Source organism: Devosia sp. (genome assembly GCF_965229025.1).
Taxonomy (GTDB): Bacteria; Pseudomonadota; Alphaproteobacteria; order Rhizobiales; family Devosiaceae; genus Devosia_A.
The window spans coordinates 3,590,265-3,614,796 of sequence record NZ_OZ245853.1 but is presented as its reverse complement, the minus strand read 5'-3'; the positions used below and the strand labels follow the sequence as shown (position 1 = coordinate 3,614,796).

22 protein-coding genes and 1 riboswitch are annotated in these 24,532 nt (G+C 63.3%); of the genes, 6 read left to right on the top strand and 16 right to left on the bottom strand.

The window, feature by feature from the left end:
• Positions 1 to 109: 109 nt before the first annotated feature.
• Complete coding sequence (locus ACO06J_RS17550) at positions 110 to 448, top strand: YciI family protein (RefSeq protein WP_421762005.1); 339 nt, start codon at positions 110 to 112, stop codon at positions 446 to 448.
• A gap of 77 nt (positions 449 to 525) precedes the next feature.
• On the opposite strand, the gene ACO06J_RS17545 is transcribed toward ACO06J_RS17550, so the two are convergent.
• From ACO06J_RS17545 to ACO06J_RS17535, 3 genes are all read right to left on the bottom strand, one after another.
• A complete protein-coding gene (locus ACO06J_RS17545) occupies positions 526 to 1,380 on the bottom strand; it encodes a MurR/RpiR family transcriptional regulator (RefSeq protein WP_421762004.1) in 855 nt (284 codons plus the stop codon).
• 322 nt (positions 1,381 to 1,702) lie between these two features.
• A complete protein-coding gene (locus ACO06J_RS17540; protein ID WP_421762003.1) occupies positions 1,703 to 2,674 on the bottom strand; it encodes a DMT family transporter in 972 nt (323 codons plus the stop codon).
• 105 nt (positions 2,675 to 2,779) lie between these two features.
• Positions 2,780 to 2,928: riboswitch (FMN riboswitch) on the bottom strand.
• Positions 2,929 to 3,016: 88 nt separating this feature from the next.
• A complete protein-coding gene (locus tag ACO06J_RS17535) occupies positions 3,017 to 3,781 on the bottom strand; it encodes an SDR family NAD(P)-dependent oxidoreductase (RefSeq protein WP_421762002.1) in 765 nt (254 codons plus the stop codon).
• A 114-nt stretch (positions 3,782 to 3,895) separates the two neighbouring features.
• Between ACO06J_RS17535 and purU the strand changes: the two genes are divergently transcribed.
• Complete coding sequence (purU, locus tag ACO06J_RS17530) at positions 3,896 to 4,753, top strand: formyltetrahydrofolate deformylase (RefSeq protein ID WP_421762001.1); 858 nt, start codon at positions 3,896 to 3,898, stop codon at positions 4,751 to 4,753.
• Between the two features lie 191 nt (positions 4,754 to 4,944).
• Here purU and ACO06J_RS17525 read toward each other — a convergent pair whose 3' ends face one another.
• Positions 4,945 to 5,844 carry an NmrA family NAD(P)-binding protein gene (locus ACO06J_RS17525; RefSeq protein WP_421762000.1) on the bottom strand — a complete coding sequence of 300 codons (900 nt, stop codon included), beginning with the start codon at positions 5,842 to 5,844 and terminating at the stop codon, positions 4,945 to 4,947.
• A gap of 112 nt (positions 5,845 to 5,956) precedes the next feature.
• Between ACO06J_RS17525 and ACO06J_RS17520 the strand changes: the two genes are divergently transcribed.
• Both ACO06J_RS17520 and ACO06J_RS17515 read left to right on the top strand, forming a co-directional pair.
• Positions 5,957 to 6,361, top strand: a complete 405-nt coding sequence (locus ACO06J_RS17520) for a winged helix-turn-helix transcriptional regulator (RefSeq protein WP_421761999.1) — start codon at positions 5,957 to 5,959, stop codon at positions 6,359 to 6,361.
• A gap of 72 nt (positions 6,362 to 6,433) precedes the next feature.
• The gene (locus ACO06J_RS17515; RefSeq protein WP_421761998.1) at positions 6,434 to 7,363 is read left to right on the top strand and encodes a DMT family transporter; all 930 of its coding nucleotides are present in this window, start codon (positions 6,434 to 6,436) and stop codon (positions 7,361 to 7,363) included.
• Positions 7,364 to 7,367: 4 nt separating this feature from the next.
• On the opposite strand, the gene ACO06J_RS17510 is transcribed toward ACO06J_RS17515, so the two are convergent.
• The 7 genes from ACO06J_RS17510 to ACO06J_RS17480 form a co-directional block, all read right to left on the bottom strand.
• Positions 7,368 to 8,405: a sulfate/molybdate ABC transporter ATP-binding protein gene (locus tag ACO06J_RS17510; RefSeq protein WP_421761997.1), complete on the bottom strand. Its 1,038-nt coding sequence runs from the start codon at positions 8,403 to 8,405 to the stop codon at positions 7,368 to 7,370.
• 13 nt (positions 8,406 to 8,418) lie between these two features.
• The gene (gene cysW / locus ACO06J_RS17505; RefSeq protein WP_421761996.1) at positions 8,419 to 9,321 is read right to left on the bottom strand and encodes a sulfate ABC transporter permease subunit CysW; all 903 of its coding nucleotides are present in this window, start codon (positions 9,319 to 9,321) and stop codon (positions 8,419 to 8,421) included.
• Positions 9,314 to 10,186 carry a sulfate ABC transporter permease subunit CysT gene (gene cysT / locus ACO06J_RS17500; RefSeq protein ID WP_421762538.1) on the bottom strand — a complete coding sequence of 291 codons (873 nt, stop codon included), beginning with the start codon at positions 10,184 to 10,186 and terminating at the stop codon, positions 9,314 to 9,316. Before cysT ends, cysW begins: the two co-directional genes overlap by 8 nt.
• Positions 10,187 to 10,205: 19 nt before the next feature.
• Positions 10,206 to 11,237 carry a sulfate ABC transporter substrate-binding protein gene (locus ACO06J_RS17495; RefSeq protein WP_421761995.1) on the bottom strand — a complete coding sequence of 344 codons (1,032 nt, stop codon included), beginning with the start codon at positions 11,235 to 11,237 and terminating at the stop codon, positions 10,206 to 10,208.
• Between the two features lie 211 nt (positions 11,238 to 11,448).
• Entirely contained in the window at positions 11,449 to 11,877 is a 429-nt protein-coding gene (locus ACO06J_RS17490; protein ID WP_421761994.1) for an RrF2 family transcriptional regulator, read from the bottom strand.
• 98 nt (positions 11,878 to 11,975) lie between these two features.
• Positions 11,976 to 14,123: a YbaL family putative K(+) efflux transporter gene (gene ybaL / locus ACO06J_RS17485; protein WP_421761993.1), complete on the bottom strand. Its 2,148-nt coding sequence runs from the start codon at positions 14,121 to 14,123 to the stop codon at positions 11,976 to 11,978.
• 96 nt (positions 14,124 to 14,219) lie between these two features.
• A complete protein-coding gene (locus ACO06J_RS17480) occupies positions 14,220 to 14,510 on the bottom strand; it encodes a 4a-hydroxytetrahydrobiopterin dehydratase (RefSeq protein WP_421761992.1) in 291 nt (96 codons plus the stop codon).
• Between the two features lie 325 nt (positions 14,511 to 14,835).
• Between ACO06J_RS17480 and ACO06J_RS17475 the strand changes: the two genes are divergently transcribed.
• Both ACO06J_RS17475 and ACO06J_RS17470 read left to right on the top strand, forming a co-directional pair.
• The gene (locus ACO06J_RS17475) at positions 14,836 to 17,148 is read left to right on the top strand and encodes a putative bifunctional diguanylate cyclase/phosphodiesterase (protein WP_421761991.1); all 2,313 of its coding nucleotides are present in this window, start codon (positions 14,836 to 14,838) and stop codon (positions 17,146 to 17,148) included.
• Positions 17,149 to 17,303: 155 nt separating this feature from the next.
• Entirely contained in the window at positions 17,304 to 18,110 is an 807-nt protein-coding gene (locus tag ACO06J_RS17470) for an N-acyl amino acid synthase FeeM domain-containing protein (RefSeq protein ID WP_421761990.1), read from the top strand.
• A gap of 195 nt (positions 18,111 to 18,305) precedes the next feature.
• Here ACO06J_RS17470 and ACO06J_RS17465 read toward each other — a convergent pair whose 3' ends face one another.
• From ACO06J_RS17465 to ACO06J_RS17445, 5 genes are all read right to left on the bottom strand, one after another.
• Positions 18,306 to 20,216, bottom strand: a complete 1,911-nt coding sequence (locus ACO06J_RS17465) for a glycoside hydrolase family 127 protein (RefSeq protein WP_421761989.1) — start codon at positions 20,214 to 20,216, stop codon at positions 18,306 to 18,308.
• 52 nt (positions 20,217 to 20,268) lie between these two features.
• Positions 20,269 to 21,315 carry a LacI family DNA-binding transcriptional regulator gene (locus ACO06J_RS17460; RefSeq protein WP_421761988.1) on the bottom strand — a complete coding sequence of 349 codons (1,047 nt, stop codon included), beginning with the start codon at positions 21,313 to 21,315 and terminating at the stop codon, positions 20,269 to 20,271.
• On the bottom strand, positions 21,316 to 22,212 hold the full coding sequence (locus ACO06J_RS17455; RefSeq protein WP_421761987.1) for a carbohydrate ABC transporter permease: 897 nt from the start codon (positions 22,210 to 22,212) through the stop codon (positions 21,316 to 21,318). It abuts the gene before it with no gap.
• The gene (locus tag ACO06J_RS17450; RefSeq protein WP_421761986.1) at positions 22,209 to 23,084 is read right to left on the bottom strand and encodes a carbohydrate ABC transporter permease; all 876 of its coding nucleotides are present in this window, start codon (positions 23,082 to 23,084) and stop codon (positions 22,209 to 22,211) included. The genes ACO06J_RS17455 and ACO06J_RS17450 overlap by 4 nt, the downstream gene beginning before the upstream one ends.
• A gap of 78 nt (positions 23,085 to 23,162) precedes the next feature.
• Positions 23,163 to 24,413, bottom strand: a complete 1,251-nt coding sequence (locus tag ACO06J_RS17445; protein WP_421761985.1) for an ABC transporter substrate-binding protein — start codon at positions 24,411 to 24,413, stop codon at positions 23,163 to 23,165.
• Positions 24,414 to 24,532: the final 119 nt, after the last annotated feature.

Genomic DNA, 24,532 nt, shown 5'->3' with positions numbered 1-24,532 from the left:
GGGCCGTAGCACACCAAAATATTCCCCCAACCCTGTCGAAATCTCCCCTCCCCGTTCGGCTATAAAGCAAAGGGTCGGCACCTCGCCCGCCCGCGCCTGAGGAGAGATCATGACCCAATACCTGGTTGCCATTCACCGCCCCGATTTCTATGACGGCGCGACCGAAGACGCCGCAATGCGGGAGGGCATCAGCGCCCTCAACCGCGAGATGATCGCCGCCGGCGTCCGCCTGTTTGCCGGCGGCCTCCAGCCGCCGAGCAAAGCCATCGCCGTCCGCCGCAAAGCCGCCGGCGACCTGCTCGTCACCGACGGCCCCTATCTCGAAACCAAGGAACACATCGGCGGCTTCTGGATCCTCGACGTCGCGACCCGCGAAGACGCCCTCCTTTGGGCCAAAAAAGCCGCCGAATCCTGCCGCTGCTCGGTCGAGGCGAGGCCGCTGTTCTAGCGATCTATCGGCGTTAGTCCCCTCGCCCCTCTGGGGAGAGGGTGCCCGAAGGGCGGGTGAGGGGCCGGGCACCGCCCCTAGCGCCCCATCTCCCCGCGCCGCCCGGCAACCGCTACGGTCAGCGTCATGGCCAGCGCCATCGTCGCCGCCATCGAGCGGAAGCCTTCAAAGTTCGCCTCGACGATCTCGAGCCACACATCGGCAATCGGCGCGATGGGGGAGAATGGCGAGTCCGTGATCGATACGATCTTGGCGTCGCGTGCCCGTGCCGCGTGGGTCAGCGTCACCGTCTCGCTGGCATAGGGGGTGAAGCTGATCGACAGCACCGCGTCGCGGGCCGACACAAAGTTCATCTGCTCCGCCCCGAGCCCGGCAATGCCATCGACGAGGATATTGCGGATCCCGAGCTTGCCCATGGCATAGGCCATGTACGACGCGATTGGAAAACTGCGGCGCAGGCCAACGAGATAGATGGTTTCGGCGCCGGTCAGGATTTCTACCGCCCGGTCAAGCTGGGCCGGATCCACCTTGGCGCGGAAATCGGCAACCGAGCGCTCTGCGGCCTCTGCAAAGCCTTCAAGCAACAGACTGGTCTTTGAGGTCTCAATGCCATGGTCGCGCAACTGTTTGAGCCGCTCGTCATAGCTCGGCACCCGGTCCCTGAGCCGCGAGCGAAACACTTCCTGCAGGTCGGAAAAGCCTTGATAGCCGAGCGCCTGGCTGAACCGCACCAGCGTCGAAGGCTGGACGCCAGAATGCTGCGCGACGCTGGCTGCGGTGCCGAACGCGATCTCGTCGGGGTTTTCGAGCGCATAACTCGCCACCTGCGTCAGCCGCCGCGGCAAGGTCGCCGCCCGCGTCGCGATCAGCGCGCGCAAAGCCGCAAAATCGCGCGGCGCGCTCTCATCGGTCGTCACCGCGTCCTCACTCATCCCTGCCCCGAAAATAAGTTATCCCCGACTGTTGAAGGTCAGCGATAATCCGTCAGAAAGCTACAGACTTCTATTGCAAGTGCGTTGGAAGGCTGCCTGAGCGACCGAAAGGACACCGCGCCCCAGGACAGAATGGATATTCTATCTTGGAGCGAAAAAGCAACATATGTTCTAGCGTTGCCTTTCCCCCTCTCCCTTGAGGGAGAGGGCGGCCGCGAAGCGGCCGGGTGAGGGGAAGTTTAGAAACGGCCCCTCATCCGTCTCGCTGCGCTCGCCGCCTTCTCCCTCAAGGGGAGAAGGCGGAAAGGGCTCGAACTTCGACTCAGGCCGCCGACAACCCCATCGGAGCGTCGTGCTTGCCGTTCTCGGACCAGTAGATGAAGCTCGAGGCGGCAACGATCAGGGCGGCGCCGATCCAGAACCAGAACGTCGGCACCTGGGCAAGGAAGATGAAGCCGATCACTGCGGTCAACGGCACCTTCAGGTCGCCGAACGGCTGCAGGTAAGTCGCATCCGCCACCTTGTAGGCCGAAGCGAGGAGGTACTGGGCAGCGGCCGTCAGCACGCCCAGCAACCCGAGCAGCCAGAGGCTACCGCCTTCCGGCAACTGGAACGGGAAGCCGGTGGCAACGCCCGCCGGCAACAGGCCCGGCGTCAACGTCGAAAGCAGCGTTGCGACGAGGAGGATCAGCAAGTGGTTGGGGGTGATGAGCACCAGCAGCGACACCGTCAGCGTTTCCGGCGATTCCTCGCGGGACAGGTACTTGGTCAAGACGTCCGTGGTGGCCCAGAGCGCCGCGGCGGCAATCGGGATCAGCACCATGGCCGAGAACCCGTCACTGCCAATGCCCGACACCATCAGCGCCCCGACAAAGCCAAGGAGCGACGCAAAGAGCCGTGCCGGGCTGGCCTTCTCGCCGAGGAACAGCGTTGAGGCGAGGATGATGAACAGCGGGCCTGTTGCGAGCAGCGTCACCACCTGCCAGGCCGGCATGCCGGAGGCGAAGGCATAAACGAAGACGTGGACGCCGAGCGCGGAGACGAAGGCGCGGATTTCGTGGAGCACAGGGTGGCGGGTGCGGAGCTTGTTGACGCCGAGCCGGAAGATCAGCGGCACCGCGATCACCGTGGCGATCAGGTACTGCCAGAAGGTCATGCCGGTCGAACTCATCCCGATCGGCCAGATCAGGACGTTCTGCAAGATATTGGTGCCCGCAAAAGCGAGGCTGGCGAAAATCATCAGCAATGCGCCGGTGAGGGCGCCATTTCTGGAGGCAGAGGAAATCTGGTTCATCGTCGATCCTTTCCGTAACCAGTTTCCTCAGGGTTACGGACATCGACGGCGTCGAACAGACAGGCCGCCCAAATAGGGCACGGCCTGCCAGTGCGGCAGCGCAAATCCCGTTCTCTTTCATCCGGACTATACCGTCGGCCCCGGAATTACACCGGATCTGCTGACCCTCCGGCTTTTGACCGAAGGCGCTCGCGGGCTTTGGGATTTTCCCATCTACCGCCGGTGGGGAATCGCACCCCGCCCTGAGAACATGCCGGCCCGATCAGGCCGACCTTTGTTAATTAGACCGAGTTGGTAGCCTATTCAAGCAGGTACATCTTTGTCACCGACAAAGCCCCGCTTTCAGGCCGCCGTGAAGCCGTTGTCGACGAAGAGATGCGTGCCGTTGACGAAGCTCGCGTCATCACTGGCGAGAAACAGCGCCGCCTGGGCCACTTCCTCGGGCTCCCCGATCCGCCCCTGCTGCGCCGCCAGCGCCGCCTCGGAGGCATCGACGCCGAGCTTGGTCAGCTCAGCCACTTCGCGCAACCCATGCGGGGTGCGGATGAAACCAGGGCATACCGCATTGCAGCGGATATTGCGGTCGCGGAACTCGACAGCGATGGCACGCGCGAACATGTGCACCGCGCCCTTGGTGGTGTCGTACAGCACCTCCATGGGCGTCCCCGCGACCGCCGAAATCGACGAGGTGCAGACGATCGAGCCGCCGCCCGCCGCGATCATTTTTGGCAGCACGGCACGCGTCATCAGGAACATCGAGCGCACATTCACGGCATGAAGCCAGTCCCACTCGGTGAGCGTCGTTTCAAGGAAGGGTTTGATGACGATGGTGCCGGCGTGGTTGAACAGCACCGTCACCGCGCCGAACCGCGCCTCGACCGCTGCCACCGCCTGCTGCACCTGCCCCTCGTCGGAAACATCAGCCGCAAACGCTTCGGCGACACCGCCAGCGCCACGGATTTCCGCCGCCGTCGCCTCGGCGGCCGCGAGGTTGCGGTCGATGATAGCCACCTTGGCGCCCTCTGCCGCAAACAGTTTTGACGCCGCGCCGCCCATGCCGGTGGCGCCTCCCGAAATGATGGCAATCTTGTTAGCGAGACGATTCATGACGGCACCCCCTGTTGGCGTCTGAGCCTAGCCGTTTACCCGCAATTCGGGAAAGCCTTGACCACACGCCACTTTGCCGCGAATACCTCCGCACCGCCTGAGCCGGAGCCCGAAATGTCTGCCAATTTCATTCTCACCCTGTCATGCGCCGATCGGCCCGGCATCGTTGCCGCCGTGACCACCGAGCTGGCAGGGCTGGGCGCCAATATCGCTGAATCCAACCAGTTCTGGGATCGCGAGACCGGCCAGTTCTTCATGCGGCTTGCGTTCACCGCCCCCGACGGCGCCAACCGCGACGCGATCGAGCGCGCCCTGCGCCCGGCCTTCGAACGCTTTTCCATGCGGACGACCCTGCTCGATGAGAGCCGCAAGAAGAAGATCGTCGTCCTCGTCAGCAAGTTCGACCACGCCCTGCTGCACCTGCTCTACCAGATCCGGGTCGGCTGGCTCGATGCCGAGGTCGCAGCGATTATTTCAAACCACGAGGACTCGCGGCCAACCGCCGACTATGAGGGCATCGCCTATCACTACCTGCCGGTAGCGCGGGACAAGTCCGACAAGCCTGCCCAGGAGCAGCAGATCCTCGACCTGGTCAAGGACACCGGGGCTGAACTGGTGGTGCTGGCGCGCTACATGCAGGTGCTGGGGGATAGCTTCGCCACGAGGCTATATGGGCGGATCATCAATATCCACCACTCGTTCCTGCCGAGCTTCAAGGGCGCCAAGCCCTATCACCAGGCCCATGAGCGTGGGGTCAAGATCATTGGCGCTACCGCGCACTATGTCACCCCCGACCTCGATGAAGGCCCGATCATCGAGCAGGAAACCGCCCGCGTCACCCACGCCATGAGCCCCGACGACCTGATCGCCAGCGGCCGCGACATCGAGAGCCGGGTGCTGGCCCGCGCCGTAAAGCTCCACCTCGAAAGCCGCGTCATGCTCAACGGCAAAAAGACCGTGGTGTTCGGCTGACAGCAAAAAGGCGGGGCGCTTCTCAGCACCCCGCCTTGCCTTCGTGCAAACCCACAAAGGCCCCCTCACCCGCCGCTTTGCGGCGACCTCTCCCCCAAGGGAGAGGTGACGAGAGAGCGCGATTGTGCCTCAGCTCACCTCTCCCTTTGGGGGCAAGGTCGGCCCAAAGGGCCGGGTGAGGGGGCCTTCCCTTAGTGCGCAGCGGCCGCCGGTGCCGGGGGAGCGCTCAGTGCGGCAGCGTTGGCCTTGAAGAACTCTGCAACCGAAACCGGCTTCGTGCCCCACAGCGTTTCCACCGCATTGGTGGTGACATCGGCCTTGCCCTCGCGGGTGTTGCGGTCGAACGCCACGATGAAGTGCTCGATGACGAAATCCGGCACGCCCGCGGCCTTGGCGCCAGCAGCGAGCTGCTCGTCGCTGACATTGACCACAGCCAGCGACTTGCCAGCTGCGGCGCTCGCCAGCGCGGCGATCTCGGTGGCCGAAAGCGCGGCGGGACCGGAGACGGTGTAGGTCTGGTTGCTGGCGGTCGTGAGCAGCGCGCCGGCTGCCGCCTTGGCGCAATCCTCACGGGTGACGTAGTTCACCTTGCCGTCGCCGACCGAGGTGTACCACTGGCCAAAGGCCAAGGCGTTGGGGAGCGCGCCGAGGAGGTTATGCGTGTACCAGTTCATCCGCAGGATCGTGTAGGGGATGCCGCTCGCCTTGATCGCCTCTTCGGTGCCGAAATGCTCGGGTGCGAAGGTGATGGCCGACGGGGCTTCCGGGTTCGGCATCGAGGTATAGGCGATTTCCTTGATGCCCGCGGCCTTGGCGGCCTCGATGGCGACGACCTGGCCCGCAAGGCGGGTGCCGATCTGGTCGGTCGAAATGATCAGCAGCTTGTCGGCACCGGCCAATGCCGTGATGAGGCCTGCCTTGTCGGTGAAATCGGCCTTGCGCACTTCGACGCCCTTGAGATCGGCAAGCTTGCTCGGATCGCGTGTGCCGGCAATGATCTTGCCGTCATAGCCGCGCGACTGCAGCGCCGCGATCACGAGGCGGCCGAGATGGCCGCTGGCGCCGGATACGAAAAGGGTGGGACTGGTCATTGCAATTCTCCGAGTGGTTGTCTCTTTATGAGAGTAGGTATATATTAGGTACTGAAAGCAGGCGCCACAAGACGGCAGGTTTGGCGCCCCTGGTTACCTGGAGAGAACCACCATGCCCAAACTCGCCGCCGAACAGCTGGCCGCGCACATGCGCACCTCCCGCGAAAACTACCCCGAGCCGGGGCTCTGCCCGGTCCGCAATGTGCTCGACCAACTGGCGGGCAAGTGGAGCGTGCTGATCCTCACCGCACTTTCGGAAAAGCCCTTCCGCTTCGGCGAATTGAAGCGCGAGATCGGCGATATCTCGCAGCGCATGCTGACCCAGACGCTTCGCGATCTGCAGGCAAGTGGCCTCGTTGAACGCACCGTGTTTCCAACGACGCCCCCCAGCGTCGAATACCGGCTGAGCCCATTGGGCCAGAGCTTCATGGTGCCCTTGGCGACACTGGTCGACTGGGCCTTCACCAATATGCCCGCCATCACCGAGGCGCGCGCCGAGTTCGCCGAGGCCGCCTAAGCCACAACGCAGAGGAGACTTGCGTCGGCACGGCGCTTGGCTCAATGAAAGCCGAACCGCAGGGCGAAACGCGTGCCGAAAACTTCGATCTTTTCCGACCGGCGCGTCGTCGTCGCCCTGGCGCTCTTGTGTTGCCTGCTCTGGGGCAGCGCCGTGCCGGCGGTCAAGACCGGCTATGTGTTGCTGGGCATCGTGCCATCCGACACCGCATCGCTGCTGTTGTTTGCCGGCGTTCGTTTCACGCTTGCCGGGCTGATACTGCTGGTCATCGGGGCACTGGGTGGCAAGCCGATCGTCCGCACACCGCGGCAACTGGCCGAGATGACGTTGCTCGGGCTGATCTCCACCGCCGGCCAGTACCTCTTCTATTACATCGGCCTCGCCCACACGACGGGGGTGAAAGTCTCGATCACCACCTCGACCAGCACGTTCTTCTCGGTGCTGCTGGCGCACTTTCTCTACGCCAATGACCGCTTGACCCCGCGCCGCGTCATCGGCTGCCTGATCGGCTTTGCCGGGGTGGTGGTGGTCAACATCGCGGCGACCGGGCTCGATCTCCACATTAGTCTCCTCGGCGAAGGCTTCATTGTCATCGCAGCGCTGCTGTTTTCCCTCGCCGGCATCTACGGCAAGGGGCTGAGCAAACAGATCGACGTCACCGTGATGACCGGCTGGCAACTACTGCTGGGCGGGCTGATGCTCACCGCTGCCGGGCTGGCGGGCGGCGGGCATCTGGCAGCGTTCACGCTTGAGGCGGGTGTGCTGCTGGCTTATCTCGCCGCGCTATCGGCGGCGGCTTTCGCGCTGTGGAGCGTGTTGATGAAGCACAATCCGGTGGGCTCCATCGCCATCTTCAACACCGCCATCCCGATCTTCGGCGTGCTGCTCTCGGCGCTGTTCCTCGGCGAGAACGTCCTCGAATGGAAGAACCTCGCCGCCCTGGTGCTGGTCAGCCTCGGCATCTGGCTGGTGACAGCGACACGGCAGGTAAAACCCGCCTGACGCCTCACGCCGCCGGAAACAAGCGCCAGCGCTTGGGGCGGAAGGCGATGCGGGTGCGCTCGCCGGCCGGATGATCGAAAGGCAGGTCGATCTCCACCCGATCCGAACTGCCGCCGATTTCGAGCTCGACGCGGCGCGTACCGCCGACCCGGCGCGACGCCACGACAACCCCTGCGAGCGCGGCGCCGTCATCGACCAGTTCGACATCGTGCGGGCGGAAGAACAGCCGCGAGTCGCCGGCGACATCGTCATGAGCCGGCAGGCCAACGGCCCGGCCACCAGCCCAGACCTCGTGGTTCTCGACCTTCACCGGCAGCGAACTCGATTCCCCGATAAAGGTGAAAACGAACGGCGAGTTGGGCCGGTCATAGACCTCGTCGGGCGAGCCCACCTGCTCTATGGCGCCCCGGCTCATCACCACCAGCCGGTCGGCCAGTTCCAATGCCTCTTCCTGGTCATGGGTCACGAACACCGTGGTGTGTCCGGTGCGGTCGTGGATCTCGCGCAGCCACTTGCGCAGTTCTTTCCGCACCTGCGCATCGAGCGCGCCGAACGGCTCGTCGAGCAGCAGCACCTTGGGCTCGATGGCGAGCGCCCGGGCCAGCGCCACGCGCTGCCGCTGCCCGCCCGAAAGCTGCTGCGGATAGCGCTTTTCGAGCCCCGACAATTGCACGAGATCGAGCAGTTCCATGGCGCGGCGGCGGATTTCGCCTGCCGGCGGTCGCGTAGCGCGCGGCCTGACCTTCAGCCCGAACGAGATGTTCTCGAGCACCGTCATGTTGCGGAACAGCGCATAGGCCTGGAAAACGAAGCCGACATTGCGCTGCTGCACGGTGCGCCGCGACGCATCTTCCTCGCCGAAAAAGATCTGCCCCGCCGTCGGTGTCTCTAGCCCGGCGATCAGCCGCAGCAGCGTCGTCTTGCCCGAGCCCGAGGGACCGAGCAGCGCGATCAGCTCGCCCGAGTTGATTCCCAGCGACACATCGTTGAGCGCCGGGTAGCGCGAGAATTCCTTGCGGACGTTTTGTACGCGGATATCCAAAAGCTCTGGCCTTTCAGTGGCGGCGGGTGCCGGCGAGTTCGGCGCCGAAGCGGAACTCCAGCAGTGTTTTCAACAGCAGCGTCACAAGGGCCAGCATGGCCAAGAGCGACGCGACGGCGAAGGCTCCGGCGAAATTGTACTCGTTGTACAGAATTTCGATATGGAGCGGCATGGTGTTGGTCTTGCCCCGGATATGACCGGAGAGCACCGAGACGGCCCCGAACTCGCCCATGGCGCGGGCGTTGCAGAGCAGCACGCCATAGAGGAGGCCCCATTTGATATTGGGGAGCGTCACGCGCCAGAAGGTCTGCCAGCCGGTGGCGCCGAGCGAAATCGCTGCCTCCTCGTCGACATTGCCCTGCGCCTGCATCAAGGGAACCAGTTCGCGGGCGATAAACGGGAAGGTAACGAACATCGTTGCGAGCACGATGCCCGGCACGGCGAAGACGATCTCGATATCATGCGCCTTGAGCCACGGCCCGATCAGGCTCTGCGCCCCGAACAGCAGCACGTAGACCATGCCCGAGACCACCGGCGAGATCGAGAACGGCAGGTCGATCAGCGTGGTGAGAAACGCCTTGCCCTTGAACTCGTACTTGGCGACGCACCACGCGGCGGCGACCCCGAACACCAGGTTCATCGGCACCGCGATGACCGCCACCAAAAGGGTCAGCTGGATCGCGGCAATGGCGCTACGGTCGCTGAAGGATTTGAAATACACGTCGACGCCCTTTTTGAACGCTTCGACGAACACCAGCACCAGCGGCAGCACCAGCACCAGCAGCATGAACGCCACGGCAATGCCGATCAGCGTCCACTTCACCCAGCGCCGCTCGGTCGTGGGCCGGGTGTGGAGTTCCGGCGCCTCGGGCGGGCGGCGGCTGTCGTAAACGGCGACGTCGCTCTCATCAAACATCGCCGAACCTCCGTCGCGACCAGGTCTGGACGAGGTTGATGACGAGGAGCATCAGGAAGGCGATCAGCAGCATGATCACCGCGATCACCGAGGCGCCGGCCTGGTCGAACTCTTCGAGCTTGATGATGATCAGCAGCGGCGCGATCTCAGAATCGTTGGGCAGGTTTCCCGCAATGAAGATCACCGAGCCGTATTCACCCACCGCGCGCGCAAAAGCCAACGCGAAGCCGGTGACGATCGCCGGCGTCAGCCGCGGCAGGATCACCTGCGTGATGGTCTGCCAGCGATTGGCGCCCAGCGTTGCAGCCGCTTCCTCAAGCTCCTGCTCGAACTCTTCGAGTACCGGTTGCACGGTACGGACAACGAACGGCAGGCCGATAAAGATCAGCGCGATGACGATACCGGTCGGCGTGTAGGCGATCTTCCAGCCCAGGTGCAGCGGGCCATTGGCCGAGACCAGCCAGCCGATCCAGCCCTTGGGGGCATAAAGGCTCGAGAGCGCAATGCCTGCCACAGCTGTCGGCAGGGCGAACGGCAGATCGACGATCGCATCAAGCACGCGCTTGCCTGGGAATTTATAGCGCACCAGCACCCAGGCGATGATCACCCCGAAGACCACGTTGACCAAAGCCGCAATCAGCGACGAGCCAAAGCTGACCGACAGCGCGTGGATGGTGCGTGGCGCCGTCGCCAGCCTGATGATCTGGTCAAACGGCAGCGTGAAGGCCTTGAGAAACAGCGCCGCCAGCGGGATCAGAACGATGAGGCTCAGATAGGTCAGCGTATAGCCCAGCGTGAGCCCGAAACCGGGGATCACACTGGGCCTGACAAAACTCCACCCCGCTTTCGCGGGGTGGCGCAGGATGCCGGCGGTCACGCCTGGCTTATTGCTTGGGGACATAGATCTGGTCAAAAATCCCGCCGTCGCCGAAGTGCTTGGGCTGCACCGTCTTCCAGCCCCCGAAGATCGGATCATCAATAGACACCAGATCGAGCTTTGGGAAGTTGGCAAGCAGCGCTGTGTCGGTCACGAGGTCGGGCTTGGCCGGACGGTAGTGATGCTTGGCAGCGATGGTCTGCCCTTCAGCCGAGTAGAGATATTCGAGATAGGCCTTGGCGACTTCGGTGGTGCCGTGCGCTTCGGCGTTCTTGTCGACCACCGCGACCGGGGGCTCGGCAAGGATCGAACTCGGCGGATAGACGATGTCGAAATTGTCGGCGCCGAACTCGTCGAGCACCAGGTAGGCCTCATTTTCCCAGGCGAGCAGCACGTCGCCCAGTTCCTTCTGGGCGAAGGTCACGGTCGAATCGCGGGCACCGGTACCAAGCACCGGCACGTGGCCATAGAGGGCCTTGATGTACTCAATATCCTTGGCTTCATCGCCGGCATTGGTCTTGTTGGCCCAGGCCCAGGCCGCGAGGTAAGCCCAGCGCGCGCCACCGGAGGTCTTGGGGTTCGGGGTGATGACTTCGACGCCGTCCTTGATCAAGTCGCCCCAGTCGGCAATGCCCTTGGGGTTGCCCTTGCGCACGAGGAAGATGATGGTCGAGGTGTAGGGGGTCGAGTTGTTTTCGAGCTTCGAGCGCCAGTCTTCCGGGATCTTGCCGGTTGCCTTGGCGATCTTGTTGATGTCGCCCTCAAGCGCCAGCGTCACGACGTCGGCATCGAGCCCGTCGATCACGGCCTGCGCCTGCTTGCCCGAGCCGCCATGGCTCTGGTCGATGGTGACATTGTTGCCCGTCGTCTCTTTCCAGTGCGCCGCGAACGCCGCGTTGTAGTCTTCATAGAGCTCGCGGGTCGGATCGTACGACACGTTCAGCAGCGTCTGGTCGGCAGCGCGCACGGTGATGGCGCCACTTAGCGCCAGGGCCGCAACGAGCCCGCCAAAGGCGAGAAGTTTTGCAGTCTTCCTCATCATGTCCCCCAGGGGTGAATAACTACGCTTACTCTACCTGCTTAGTCGGCATTAACAAGAAACCCATTTGTCCGCGCGAAGGGTCCCAACGGAATAGGTTTCCGTCAGAACATGGGTTCTGGGGTAAAATGACTCAAGTTGGGCTTGGTTCCAAGCCAAGCGGGGAACGGTTTGCTCCAGCCCGCGAGGTGACCCCCCTGTCGGCGCGTCCCTAAAGCGGCATCTCGCCGCCTGCAACCGCATCGGCCAGCGTGGTCGAATCCAGCACCGCCCGGGTCGCAATGGTGACGTGAGCGAACACCCTGCGAATCTCGCAGGTCGCCTCTTCGGCGCAATCGGTGCACTTGCGGTAGGCGATCTTGCTGAGGCAGGGCAGCGGCGCGATCGGACCATCGATCAGCCGCAGCACTTCGCCGAACGTCACGTGCTCGGGTGCCTTCAGCAGCACGTAGCCACCGAGCCGCCCGCGCCGGCTCATCACGATTCCGGCCCGTTTGAGTTCCAGAAGGATCTGCTCCAGGAATTTCTTGGGGATCGCCTGTTCGCGGGCGATGTCGGAGATCATCACCGACTCCCCCTGCGGCACCTTGCACAGCGCGACGAGGGCCCTCAGGGCATACTTAGCCTTCTGTGAGATCATTTAGCCACTACCACCGCGCCGGTCGGGGTGAGCCCCCGCCGTTCAAGACACTCACCCTATAATCCAAATCCTCGCCAAATCGCTACGCCTCGTCGCGATCAGGCGCGCAAAGGCGGCGGCACTTCCGGATTGAACACTTCTTCCACCTCTGCCTCGGGTTCCGCGGCCGAGTGGTACGGCACCCCTGCGACCCGCGCCGGCTCAGACGGCTTCGGGCTCTGCGGCATGTAGGGCTGTACCACCGGTTGCGGCTGCTCGAATGCCGCGCCCTGCTCAGCAGCCGCTTCCGGCTCCTCGCCCAACGATGACACCACGCCCGGCGGCTCGGCCGGGCCGCTGTCGGCATGCCGAACTTCGGCCTGCGCCGCTTCGATCGCCGCCTCGAGCCGGTTCGTATCCACCTTGCCGAGTGACCCCGCCGCCGCAAGCGGGGCCAGCGCCGATTCCACCGCGTCGGCCGCCGTGATCTCGGCAACCGCACGGCTGTCGCGGCTGATCACATCGACCATGCCCAACCCGATTTCGCGCTCGCCCAAAATCACCACATCGGCGCCGAGGTGCTTGAGGTGCGCCTCCTCCTCGTCCGAATGCGCCCGCGCGACGATCAGCAGCTTGCCGTTATGCTTGCGGCACTGCTCAGTCGCCTGCCCCGCCTCGAAGGCATTGGGGATGGCAATGATCACTGTGCTGGCCGCATCGACATTGGCCAGTTCCAGCACCTTGGCGCTGGCGGCATTGCCGGAGATCACTTCAATGCCCGCAGCGCGCGCCGCATTGGCCCGGTTGTCTGCATCCTCAATGAGGAGGAACGGCCGCTTCCCGGCCTTCAGCGCCTCGGCCACCACCGTGCCCACCCGGCCATAGCCGATCAGGACGATGTGGTCATGCTTACTGGTGGCAACCACCGGCGCTTCGTTTTCAGCTGGCGCTTCCGGTGTGGCACGCGGCGCCGAGGCGACGAGATCAGGCTCCTGTCGCACCGCTTCCACAGCGGCGGTCCGGCTGCCGAACCGCGCCTCGAACCAGGGTCGCGCCTTCTCGAAGGCATAAAACACCACCGGGTTGAGGATGATCGAAATGATCGCCCCGGCGAGGATCAGGTCGCGCCCTTCGGTGGGCAAAATCCCGAGCCCGACGCCAAGCGTTGCGAGGATGAACGAGAACTCGCCGATCTGCGCAAGGCTGGCGGAAATGATCAGCGCGGTTCCCACCGAACGTTTCAGTGCTACCACGATCGCAAACGACAGGATGGCCTTGCCGATGACGATGATCGCCACCGTCGCCAGCACCTGCCATGGGCTGTTGACCACGATCATCGGGTCAAACAGCATGCCCACGGCGACAAAGAACAACACCGCGAACGCATCGCGCAGCGGCAGGCTCTCCTGCGCCGCCCGCTGCGACAGCTCGCTTTCAGACAGGATCATACCGGCAAAGAACGCCCCGAGCGCCAGCGACACGCCGAAGAGATATGCCGCACCGGCCGCAACGCCCAGCGCAATCGCCAGCACCGCGAGGCGGAACAGTTCACGGCTGCCGGTGTGGGCGGTATAGTGCAGTACCGCCGGGATCACCCGCCGCCCCACCACCAGCATGAAGCCGACAAAGGCCGCGAGCTTGATCAGCGCGATGGCAAGGATGCCGAAAATGCCAACATCGGCATTGAGCAGGCGCTCGACCAGGTCGACGAAGGGATCGTGGCTTTGGGCCGCTTCGACCCCGTTGGCGCTCGCAATCGCCGGGATCAGCACCAGCGCCAGCACCATCACCAGGTCTTCAACGATCAGCCAGCCAACCGCCAGATGGCCCTTTTCGCTATCGACCATGTGCCGGTCCTGCAGCGCCTTGAGCAGCACCACAGTCGAGGCCACCGAGAGCGCGAGCCCGAACATCAGGCCGGCGCCCAACGACCACCCCAGAAGCGTTGCAAGGCCTAGCCCGAGGAGCGTCGCACCGCCGATCTGCACCAGTGCACCCGGAATGGCGAGCGCCCGCACACTCAGCAGATCCTTCAGCGAAAAGTGCAGCCCTACTCCGAACATCAGGAGGATCACGCCGATTTCGGACAGCTCGTTGGCCAGTTCCGCATCGGCGACGAACCCGGGCGTAAACGGCCCGACGAGCACACCCGCGATCAGGTAGCCCACCAGCGGCGGCATCCGGAACCGATTGGCGATCGCTCCCAAAACAAATGCCAGCACAAGACCCACGACGACCGTCGAAATCAGCGGGGTACTGTGCGGCATGGGTGAGACCTCTATCGGAACGGATCCAGATTATGTTGAAACGCGAAGACGTTAAGATGGGGCATCAAGCGCCGTATCGCAAGCGGCGGACCCTGTTCAGGTCAGCAGTTTGTCGATCTTTTCGGCCAGCGCAACGTCTTTGCCGGTCAGCCCGCCCGCCTCGTGTGTGGTGAGCGTGATGGTGACCTTGTTATAGACGTTCGACCATTCGGGGTGATGATCGGCCTTTTCGGCAGCGAGTGCGACGCGGGTCATGAACCCGAACGCCTCGGAAAACGTCTTGAACTTGAAATCGTGGCTGATTGCGTCGGTCTTGCTGTCATAGATCCAGCCATTGAGACGCAGCAGCGCCTTCTCCCGGTCGGCAGTATTGAGTTTGTCGGCCATCTGGACAATCCTTTGTCGGTAAGCCGCAAACAATAGAGCCAGAGTGCGCCCGATCCGTGACGCCTTCGCACACCCGCGAAATCCAGTATTATCAACTCTTCGGGCATCGCGAACAGTCGCAGAGCGGACCGGCCTGGGGCAAAGAAAGCATAAACCATTTGCCGCGATAGCCCGCCGTGCGGGGCGAAACGGGCCGGTTTAGGCCAACGCCACACCTTTGGCGAAAGCAGACATTAACGGCTTGTAAGGCAGGGTCGGCAATCGACGGTGTAGGCTAATGTTCGAACCAGCACATAAATCATTGCCGCCAATCGATTACGTTTCGATGATCCGGTCACTTTATACGGATCGGCGGTCACAGGCTCTTGGCGCTTATGGCTCGGCTGCTGCCGTGGCCTTGACTTGGCTTGAGTCGCAGTCCGTCGTCCTGCTGTTGATCGCCATGGCTTTTGTTGTTGTCGGCATCGGCCGCAACATCGACATGATCATGTTCGAGCGCGAGGAACACGACGAAACCGACGTCGTGAGCGCCGCTCGCTGGGAAAAGCGCGCCATGATCGGCAGCGGCGCCATTGCGCTGCTTTACGGCACCTGGACGGCCTATAGCTTCCTCGTCGTCAACACCTTCTTTGCAGAACTGGCGAGCCTCGGCGTCTCGATGGCGGTTCTGGTCGGCGTCACGGCGCGCAACTTTGCGGTCGAGCGCGTGATGATGACCCAGGTGATGCTGATCTGCATTCCCACCTGGATCGGCATGATCCTTGACGGGCACTTCTTTACTGCGCTGCTCTCCTTCATCTTCCTCCCCTATTTCGCCAGCCTCCGCCGCCTTGCCGCCAATGTCCGCGGCATCCTCCTGCGCGCCGTGCGCGGGCGGGTCGAAGCCAGCCGGCTCGCCGCCGAACTCGATGCAGCGCTCGAAACCATGCAGCACGGCATCTGCATGCTGGACGAGCAGGGCGTCATCGCCGTCACCAATGATCGGGCCGAGCTGGTCTTTTCGCGATTCGTGCCAGGCAACTGGGGTGGCCGGCCGTTCTCGGCCATGATGTCTGCCGCCGCCGAACGCGGCACCATCCCGGCCCGCTCCGCGCAGCAATTGCAGGAAACGGTCGAAGACGGCACTGGCGGCAAGGTGCTGCTGCGGCTCGACGAGGGGCAGTTCTGCGAGGTGACCGTGTCATCGCGCCAGGACAAGACCGTGCTGCTGTTCGAAGACATCACCGAACGCGTCAAGGCCGAAGAGCGCATCAACTACATGGCGCATTACGACACGCTGACGGGTCTGCCCAACCGCGCCTATTTTACCGAACAGGTCGATGCCGACCTTGAGCGCCGCCGCCACAACCGGCGCCCCGCCAACAAGGGTGCGCGCACCGGCAAACATTCTGACATGGCCATGCTGATGATCGTCGACATCGACGATTTCAAGCATGTCAACGACACCATGGGGCACCTGATCGGCGACCGCGTGCTGATCGAAACCTCCGAGCGCCTGACCCGGGCGCTGGGCCGCGACAGCCTTGTGGCCCGCCTGGGTGGCGACGAATACGTCATCTACCGTTCGGGCGGGGTTTCGACCGCCGACACCACCACCGACGCCGAAGCGATCCTCAACGCGTTCAGCGGCCCGTTCGAGGTCGCCGGCGAAGTCTTTGCCGTCAATGTCAGTATCGGCATCGTCACCGCCGTCGAGCGCGCCGATGATCTCGATGCCCTGATGACCAAGGCCGACCTCGCGCTCTACAAGGCCAAGGCATTCGGCAAGGGTCAGGCGCAGGTGTTCCACGATGAGATGGACACCGACTACCGCTACCGCCAGCGGTTGAAGGCGGACCTCAAGGCAACCGTTGCGGCCGGTGGCCTCACCCTCGTCTACCAGCCGATCGTCGACCTCAAGTCGCGCCGCGTGGTGAGCTGCGAAGCCCTGGCACGCTGGCAGCACCCCGAGCTCGGCTCCATCCCGCCCTCGCTGTTCATCCCCATTGCCGAGGAGACCGGCATCATCTCCGATATCAGCCGCTGGGTGCTGAAATCGGCGACTGCCGAGTGCCGCAACTGGCCCGAGGAAGTCTCCATATCGGTGAACATCTCGGCGCGCGATTTCCGCAACGACGATGTCGCGGCCATGGTCAGGGAAGCACTGGCAAGTTCGGGGCTCGCCCCGCAACGGCTGGAAATCGAAGTGACCGAGACCGCGCTGCTCGAGGAAAAGGCCACCGCCACCAAGATCCTCAGCAAGCTGGCCAAACAGGGCATCGGCATCGCGCTCGACGATTTTGGCACCGGCTACTCGTCGCTGAGCTATCTGCAGGCACTACCCTTCACCAAGCTGAAGATCGACCGCAGCTTCGTCATGGATATCGTCGAGAACCCGCGCGCCCTGAAGCTGCTCAGCAACGTCGCCCAGCTCGGCAAGGACATCAACCTCACCGTCACTGCCGAAGGCGTCGAGACCGAGGATCAGCTCAACCTCATCGCCGAGCACTCCAAGGTCGACCAGATCCAGGGCTACCTGTTCGGCGTACCCCTGCCCCGCCGCGATGTCGCCGAGCTGATTGCGCGCATGGCCGCCCGCTCGCCGCTGCCTAGTGAGCCGGAAGTGCTCACCGTCGTGCCAAACCGCAAACGTGGTTAATCTGCGTTAACATCTTTCGGCTCTGACATTTTTTGGCCGCAGCGGCGTCGGCACGCGGGCAGATGCGTCTGGCTGGTGGCCGCATTGCAAAAATCCCAATTCAAATATGGCTAACGAAAGGTTAAGGTGCTTCGTATAATTGTGCGGAGTTCCTAATGCGTACCGATACTGAGGCCCCGGCGGCCACGACGACGCCTGGGCCCTCCCGTTTTGCAGGCACCCTTCTGGATATCCTCGATCGCGTCGAATATTCCCGCGTGCGCATGGATGTCACCGACAATCCGATCTACCGGCTGCGCTATGAAGCGTATCGGCGGGAAGAATCTGTTCCGTTCAACGATGCGGGCGTCGTGGTCGACGATCTCGACACCGCGCCCAATGGCATGTGCTTTGGCGTGCATATCGATGGCGAACTGGTGAGTTCGCTCCGCATGCACCACATCAGCGCGCGCCACCCGATCGGGCCGAGCATGAAGAGCTTCCCTGATGTGCTGCAGCCGCTGGTCGATCGCGGCGAAAGGTTCATCGATCCCAGCCGCTTCACCTCCGATTATGAAGCTTCGCTCGCCTACCCGGCGCTGCCGTTCCTGACGCTGCGCCTCGCGGTAATGGCAACGGTCCATTACGAGGCCACGATGTGCCTGTCGCTGGTGCGCCCCGAGCATACGGCGTTCTACCGGCGCGTCTTCCAGTCCGAGCCGATGAGCGACGTGCGCACCTATCCGGGCCTCGCCTTCCCGGTGACGCTCTATGGCGCCCGGGTCGAGGAAACCCGCCACCACTCGATCTTCACGCGCTACCCGTTCTTCATGTCGACCGAGACGGAGCGCCGGCAGCTGTTCGACCGGCCGTTCGACGACAAGTTCGAGACCCCGCAGCGCACCAGTTCGCGCCTCGCCTATGAGCGCGCCCTGCTCGAAACCGCGTTCGGAACTCACGCCGCCCCCGCAGTGACGGCCTGACGCGAGGACATAGGCAGGGAGCTTAAAAGTAGGCCCCCCTCACCCGACCTTCGGCCGACCTCTCCCCCAAAAGGGAGGTAATGAGAGGCACGATCATGCTGCCCCACCACCTCTCCCTTTGGGGGAGAGGTCGCCGCGGAGCGGCGGGTGAGGGGGCCTTTAGTCGTTCACATGCAAATAGAGGTTACCCGAGGCCTATGCCTCGGGGACCCAGACCACCATCGAACCCTTGCCGCGGTTGGCCCAGAGGTAATAGGGCACCGCCGTGAGCGTTGCTGCTGCCTCTCTTGGCGGCGCCGTGCGATAGAGCCCCGACCAGTCGCTCTCATCGATCGCCTTGCCCGACGCAGTGAGTGTCACGAGGCCACCCAGCACCGCATCGCGGTTTTCGCCGACCACGATCTCCGATTGCCGCGACAGCTTCAGCCGCTGCACCCGCCCGCCCGGATTGTCCGCTTCCTCGACGCAGTAGACCAGCGGGCCGCGCTTCAGCGCCACCCGGCCAACGTCCATGATCACCGCCGGATTGGCGAACATCCGCTCTGCCGGCATCGGCAGATCGAGCGTGATGGTGTCGCCCTTGCTCCAGGTGCGGTGGATGGTGGCGTAGCCCTTCGATGGCGACAGCGTGATCGTTTCGCCATTCACCTTGGCCGTCGCGCGCTTGCACCAGCCTGGCACGCGGAGCTTCAAATCAAACGCCTTGGGCGTTGCCGGATCGACACTGATCGAAATGGCGCCCGACCACGGGTAGTTCGAAGTCTCGCGCACCGCCACTGCCGTGCCGCCAACATCCAAATTGGACGAGATGCCGCCATAGAGATGGAAGGCAATGCCGTCCGGCGCCGTCGAGACGAAGTACCCCCCAACCGACGCCACCAGCCGCGATACGTTCATCGTGCAGCACGGGCAGGTGTGCCAGTCCCAGCGATTGGCCGAACCGTTGCTCTCCAGCGGGTTCATGTAGAAGTAGTGCTCGCCATCGCGGCTGAGCCCCGAGAGCGCGCCATTGAACAATGCCAGCTCAAGGATATCAGCATACTTGCCGTCAAGATCGAGATGCAGCATGCGCTGCGCCCAAAAGATCAACGCCACCGAAGCGCACGTCTCTGCGTACGCGGTCTGGTTGGGCAGGTCGTAGTCGTAGGTGAAGCCCTCGTTGTGCTCCGACGGCCCGAGCCCGGCGGTGACGTACATCTTGGTGACCATCACGTCATCCCAGAGCGTCTCGCAGGCTTTCCTCAGCCCCGCATCGTTCAGCTCCACCGCGAGGTCGGCCATCGCAGTATACATGTACATCGCGCGCACGGCGTGCCCGACCACCTTGTCCTGCTCGCGCACCGGCTTGTGCGACTGGCTGTACTCGTAGTTGGACTGCGCGTAGCGCTGCATCTCCCAGCCCTTCTTGATGCGCTCCTCGCGTTCGACATCGAAATAATGCGGCGGCTGGTTGCCGCGCTCGTTGATGAAATAGGCCGCGAGGTCGAGGTGCTTTTTCTCCTTGGTGAGGTGATAGAGCTTGATCAGCGCGATCTCGATTTCCTGGTGCCCGCAATAGCCGCGCTTTTGCCCCGGCCCGGTGCCGAAGGTCTGCCGGATGTGCTCGACATAGCGCTCCATGATATCGAGCCAGCGCCGGCGCCCGGTGGTCTCGAAATAGGCGATGGCGCCCTCGAGCATATGCCCGGCATTATAGAGTTCATGGTTGTCGCGCATGTTCGACCAGCGCTTTTCCGGCTCCCGGCCGAGATACCAGCAGTTGAGATAGCCGTCCGGCAGCTGCGCCTTTTCGAAGTCATCGACGATGGCTTCGATCTTGGCCTCGATATCGGCATCGCGCCGGTGGCTCAGTGCATAGCTCGCCGCCTCGATCCACTTGCCGACGTCTGAATCCCAGAACACCTGCACGGTGAAACCGTTCGGGTGGCGCGGAAAGCGCAGCGGCGGCGGCGGGTTGGGCAGCTTCAGCGAGTCAAGGAGGCCATATTCGGCCAGCTTCTTGTGCTGGCTCGGGATGGTCTTGGCCAGAACGGTGTCCAGCCGCTCCTTCCAGAAATCGCCCTCAAGGCGCACATCGACAAAGCGGACTGAGTGGTACTGGCTCATCATAACTCCCTTTGGCTCCGCCCTTTTTGAAAGGCGGTTTCGTTTCTCGTTTCTAGCGTTTGGTCGATTCCCGGACGACCAGCGTGCAGGGCAGGCGGCGGATGCCGCGCAATCTCTCGCCGCCGATCATGCCGATCAGCAGCCGTCCCGCCTCGTGCCCGAGAGCGGAGAGATTCATATCGACACTGGTGAGTGGCGGCCGCGCCGCGGAGGTCATCACCTCCCAGTTGTCGAACCCGACAATCGCCACTTCCTCCGGCACCTTGATGCCGCGTTCGCGGAGCGCATCCACCGCGCCACGCGCGATCTGGTCATTGCCGCAAAACAATCCATCCGGCCGCTCGCCGGCCCCATCGAACAGCGCCGCCACGGCCTCGCGGCCCCAGGCCTCCGACCATTTTCCGGAGAGATAGTAGCCTGGATGCTCTGGCAGCCCCGCCTCTGCCAGCGCCGCGTGATAGCCAAGCTTGCGCTGCAGCACCGCTTCGAAATGCTCAGGACCCGTGAGATAGGCGATGCGCGTGCAACCGACTTCGATCAGGTGATTGACTGCCTGGCGCGCGCCATCTTCTTCATCCGACAACAGCGACAGCGCATCACCATCGTCAGCCTGCGAATAGACATAGATCACCGGCAGCCCTGGCGGCAGCGGCCCGACTGGCGCCCGCTTGTCAGCCCGGCGCGCCGTCACCACCAGGCCGTCGATGCGCTTACCCAGCAACTGATCGAGATGCTGGCGCTCCCGCGCCGGATCGTCGGTGGCATTGCACATGAAAATGGCAATGCCCTGGTCGGCAAACTGCTCTTCCAGCGCCTGGAAGATCGGCAGCGTGAAGCGCCCGAACGAGTCCGTCGACAGCACTCCGACGGTCATCGACCGCGTCCGGTGGAGACTCTGTGCCATGTCATTGGGCCGGTAGCCGATCTGCAGGGCCACCTCATTGACCTTGTCGCGCGTCTCCTGCCTCAGCCGCCCATTGGCATTGAGCGCCTTGGACGCCGTGCCGATCGACACGCCCGCCAGCCGCGCTACATCGCGGATGGTCGGACCGTGCCGGCCGGCCTTGTCGCCGGGCCCGTTGGGAGGCGTATCACTCATTTACTTCACGGCACCATTGAGGAAGCCGGCCACGTAGTACTTCTGCAGCAAAACGTAAATCAGCACGCACGGCAGGATCGAAAGGATTACCCCTGCCTGCAGCGCACCCCAATCCACCGCCCCGAGCCGCCCTGCCCGCACGCTGACCAGCATGATCGGCACGGTGAACGAGCTCTCCTTGTTCATGAAGATCAGTGCCGAGAGGAACTCGTTCCAGCTGGCAATGAACGCAAACAGCGCTACCGTCACGATCCCCGGCACCACCAGCGGCAAAAAGATGCCGCGCAGTGCCTGGAACGACGTGCTGCCATCGACCTTCGCCGCCTCTTCGAGCTCCCGCGGAATGCTCTCGAAACTGTTGCGCATCAGGTAGATCGAGAACGGCAGTTGCAGGATCGTGTGCACCATGGCGAGCCCGAGATGCGAATTGGCGAGCCCGATCTTGGAAAACGTCAGGTAAAGCGGCGTCAGCAGCGCCTGGTAGGGCACCATCAGCGGCGCGAGCAGCAGGATGAACCAGAATTCCTTGAACCGGATCTTGAACCGCGCCAGCCCGTAGCCCGCAGGTATGGCCAGCGCGAGACAGAGGACGATCGTCAGCCCCGCCACGATGATGGAATTGCTGAGGTAGGTCAGGAACCCCGCCTGGTACTGGAACACCTTGACGTAGTTCTCGATGGTGAACCCATGCGGCAGGTAGTTGGGCGGTGTCTCATGCGCTTCCGCCATCGGCTTGATCGAGGCGAACAGCGACAGCACCAGCGGCGCCAGCATGATGACCACAACGGCGACGAGAACCGCCGCAACGATATAGCCGATCGGCCGGCTTTCGCCCGCCGCGCGGGACACATATTCCTTGGCCTTGGCCGGCGCTGCCGTTTCGATCAGCGTGGTCATGACTTGGGACTCCGGTTCGAAAGCGCCACCTGGATCGATGAAAAGACCAGGATGATCAGCGTCAAAATGATCGACAGGGCGGCGCCATAGCCGAGTTTGAAAGAAATGAAGCTGTTCTGGTAAATCCAGTACACCGAGGTGAAGGTCTGCCCGCGCGGGTTGCCGCCGGTCATGATGTAGAACTGGTCAAAGGCCAGCATCGAGCCGATCACCGAGATCAGCGTGGTCAGAAGGATCACCCTGAGCGACAGCGGCAGGATGATGTACCAGACGCGCTGCCAATAATTGCCGCCATCGATCAGCGCCGCCTCCCCGATCTCGCCATTGATCGACTGGATGCCGGCGACAAACAGCAGCATGCCGAAGCCCACCACTTTCCAGGTGACCGAAATCGTCACCGCGACCAGCGCCATATCCGTCTTGGTGAACCACACGGCAGGCTCCGCCAGCACATGGATATCGACGAGGAACCGGTTGAACAGGCCCACCTGCTGGTCGAACAGCCAGAACCAGAGGAGACTCGAAGCGCCGAGCCCGATCACCACTGGCAGGAACACCGTGGCGCGCGCGAATTGCTGCAGCGGCCGGTTGGGGGCCGTCAGCAGGGCCAGCGCGAAGCCGAGCCCCATCAGGAACGGCGTGATGAACACCGTGTACTTGACAGTGAACCACAGCGCGCGCCAGAACGCGGCATCGCTGAACGCCTTGATGTAATTGGCAAAGCCGATGAACTTGCCACCGCCGAGCAGCGAGGCGTCGGTCAGCGACAGATAGACCAGCTGCCCCAGCGGCCAGAACACAAACAGCCCCACAAAGGCCAGTGCCGGCAGGACATAGAGAAAGCCTTCGCTGTTGCGCAGCGCCCGGATCACGAAGTGGCTCCTGTTCTCAATTCGGAAAGATTGGGGTTCACGGCAGAAGCCGCGAACCCCGGGGTCCGGGAGGACCGTTTACTGCGCCGCGATGGCGTGCATGGCGTCGCGCGCCGCCTGGATGGCGCCGTCGATATCGCCGTCGAACACTGCCGTCTGGATCATCGTCAGCCACGGCGACTGGTCGGCATTGACCATGTCGTTGAAGTGGAAGGCATAGGGTGTCTGCCCGATGCCCACCGCCTGCGCGGTGGTGACGTAGCGCGGTTCGGCCTTGAAGAACTCGTTGTCGGCCAGATCCGAGCGTGAGGGCAGGATCAGGTTCTTGGCGAGGCCCTGGAGCTGTGCTTCGTCGGTCAGCTGCCACTGGATGAACTTGGTGGCGAGGTCTGCATGCTTGGAGCCGGTCGGGATGGCGATCACGTCACCGCCGACAAAGCTCGACTGGTTGCCATCCTTGATGCCCGGCAGCGGTGCGATGCCGAAGTCGATCTCGGGATGGTTGGCCTTAAGCGCCGCGATGGCAAAGCCACCCGAGCCCTGCATGCCGATGGTGCCGGTTTCGAACGTCGCCTGGAAGTTCGCCCCGGTATCGGCTTCCGCGCTTTCCGGAATGACGCCGGCCGCCCACATGTCGTGGAGCATGGTCAGCACTTCCTTGACGCCCGGACCGTCCATCGCCGGCGCATCGCCGCTCGTGGGCAGGAGCGTTGCGCCCGAGCCCCACATCATCGGCGCCTGGGTGAAGATATTGCACCCGCCGCACGAGCCGGAGAAATAATAGCCATAGAGCGACGGGTCGGCCGCATGGATCTTGGTGGCATAATCCTGGAGCTCAGCCAGCGTCTTGGGCGGCTGTTCCGGATCGAGCCCGGCCTTCTTGAAGATGCCCTTGTTGTACAAGAGGATCGAGACGTCCGGGGTGAAGCCGGTGCCATAGAGCTTGCCATCATAGGTGGCGAGATCGCGGAAGGCCTTTGCGACCTTGGCCTGGTTCGGATCGGCGCCGAGCGTCGCGGTCAGGTCTGTCAGGAACCCGGCTTTCATGAAGTCGGGCATGAAGATCAGGTCGAACGAGATCAGGTCCGGCACGTCACCGGCCTGCACGCCCGTCGCCAGCTTGGTCACCATCTGGTTGTCGGGAATGGTGGTCAGCTCGATCTTGTCGTCATGTGACGAATTCCACAGATCGATCATGTGCTGGGCCGCGTTCGAGCTCGATGCGCGCGCGAACATGCTCAGCGTTTCGGCAAAGGCCGCGCCAGGCAAAATGGCAGTGGCCGACATGGAGACGGCAAGCGCCATCTGCCACAGGTTTGGCATTCTCATGAGTTCCTCCCTCGTGCCAATCAGACCGCCGGCCCTTGCTGCGCAAGGCTCCTTGCCGGAGGTTCTGTCTCTCGGGAAAAGCTTTTCCGTCGGGTTCTGCACCCTTTTTGAGGGAACAT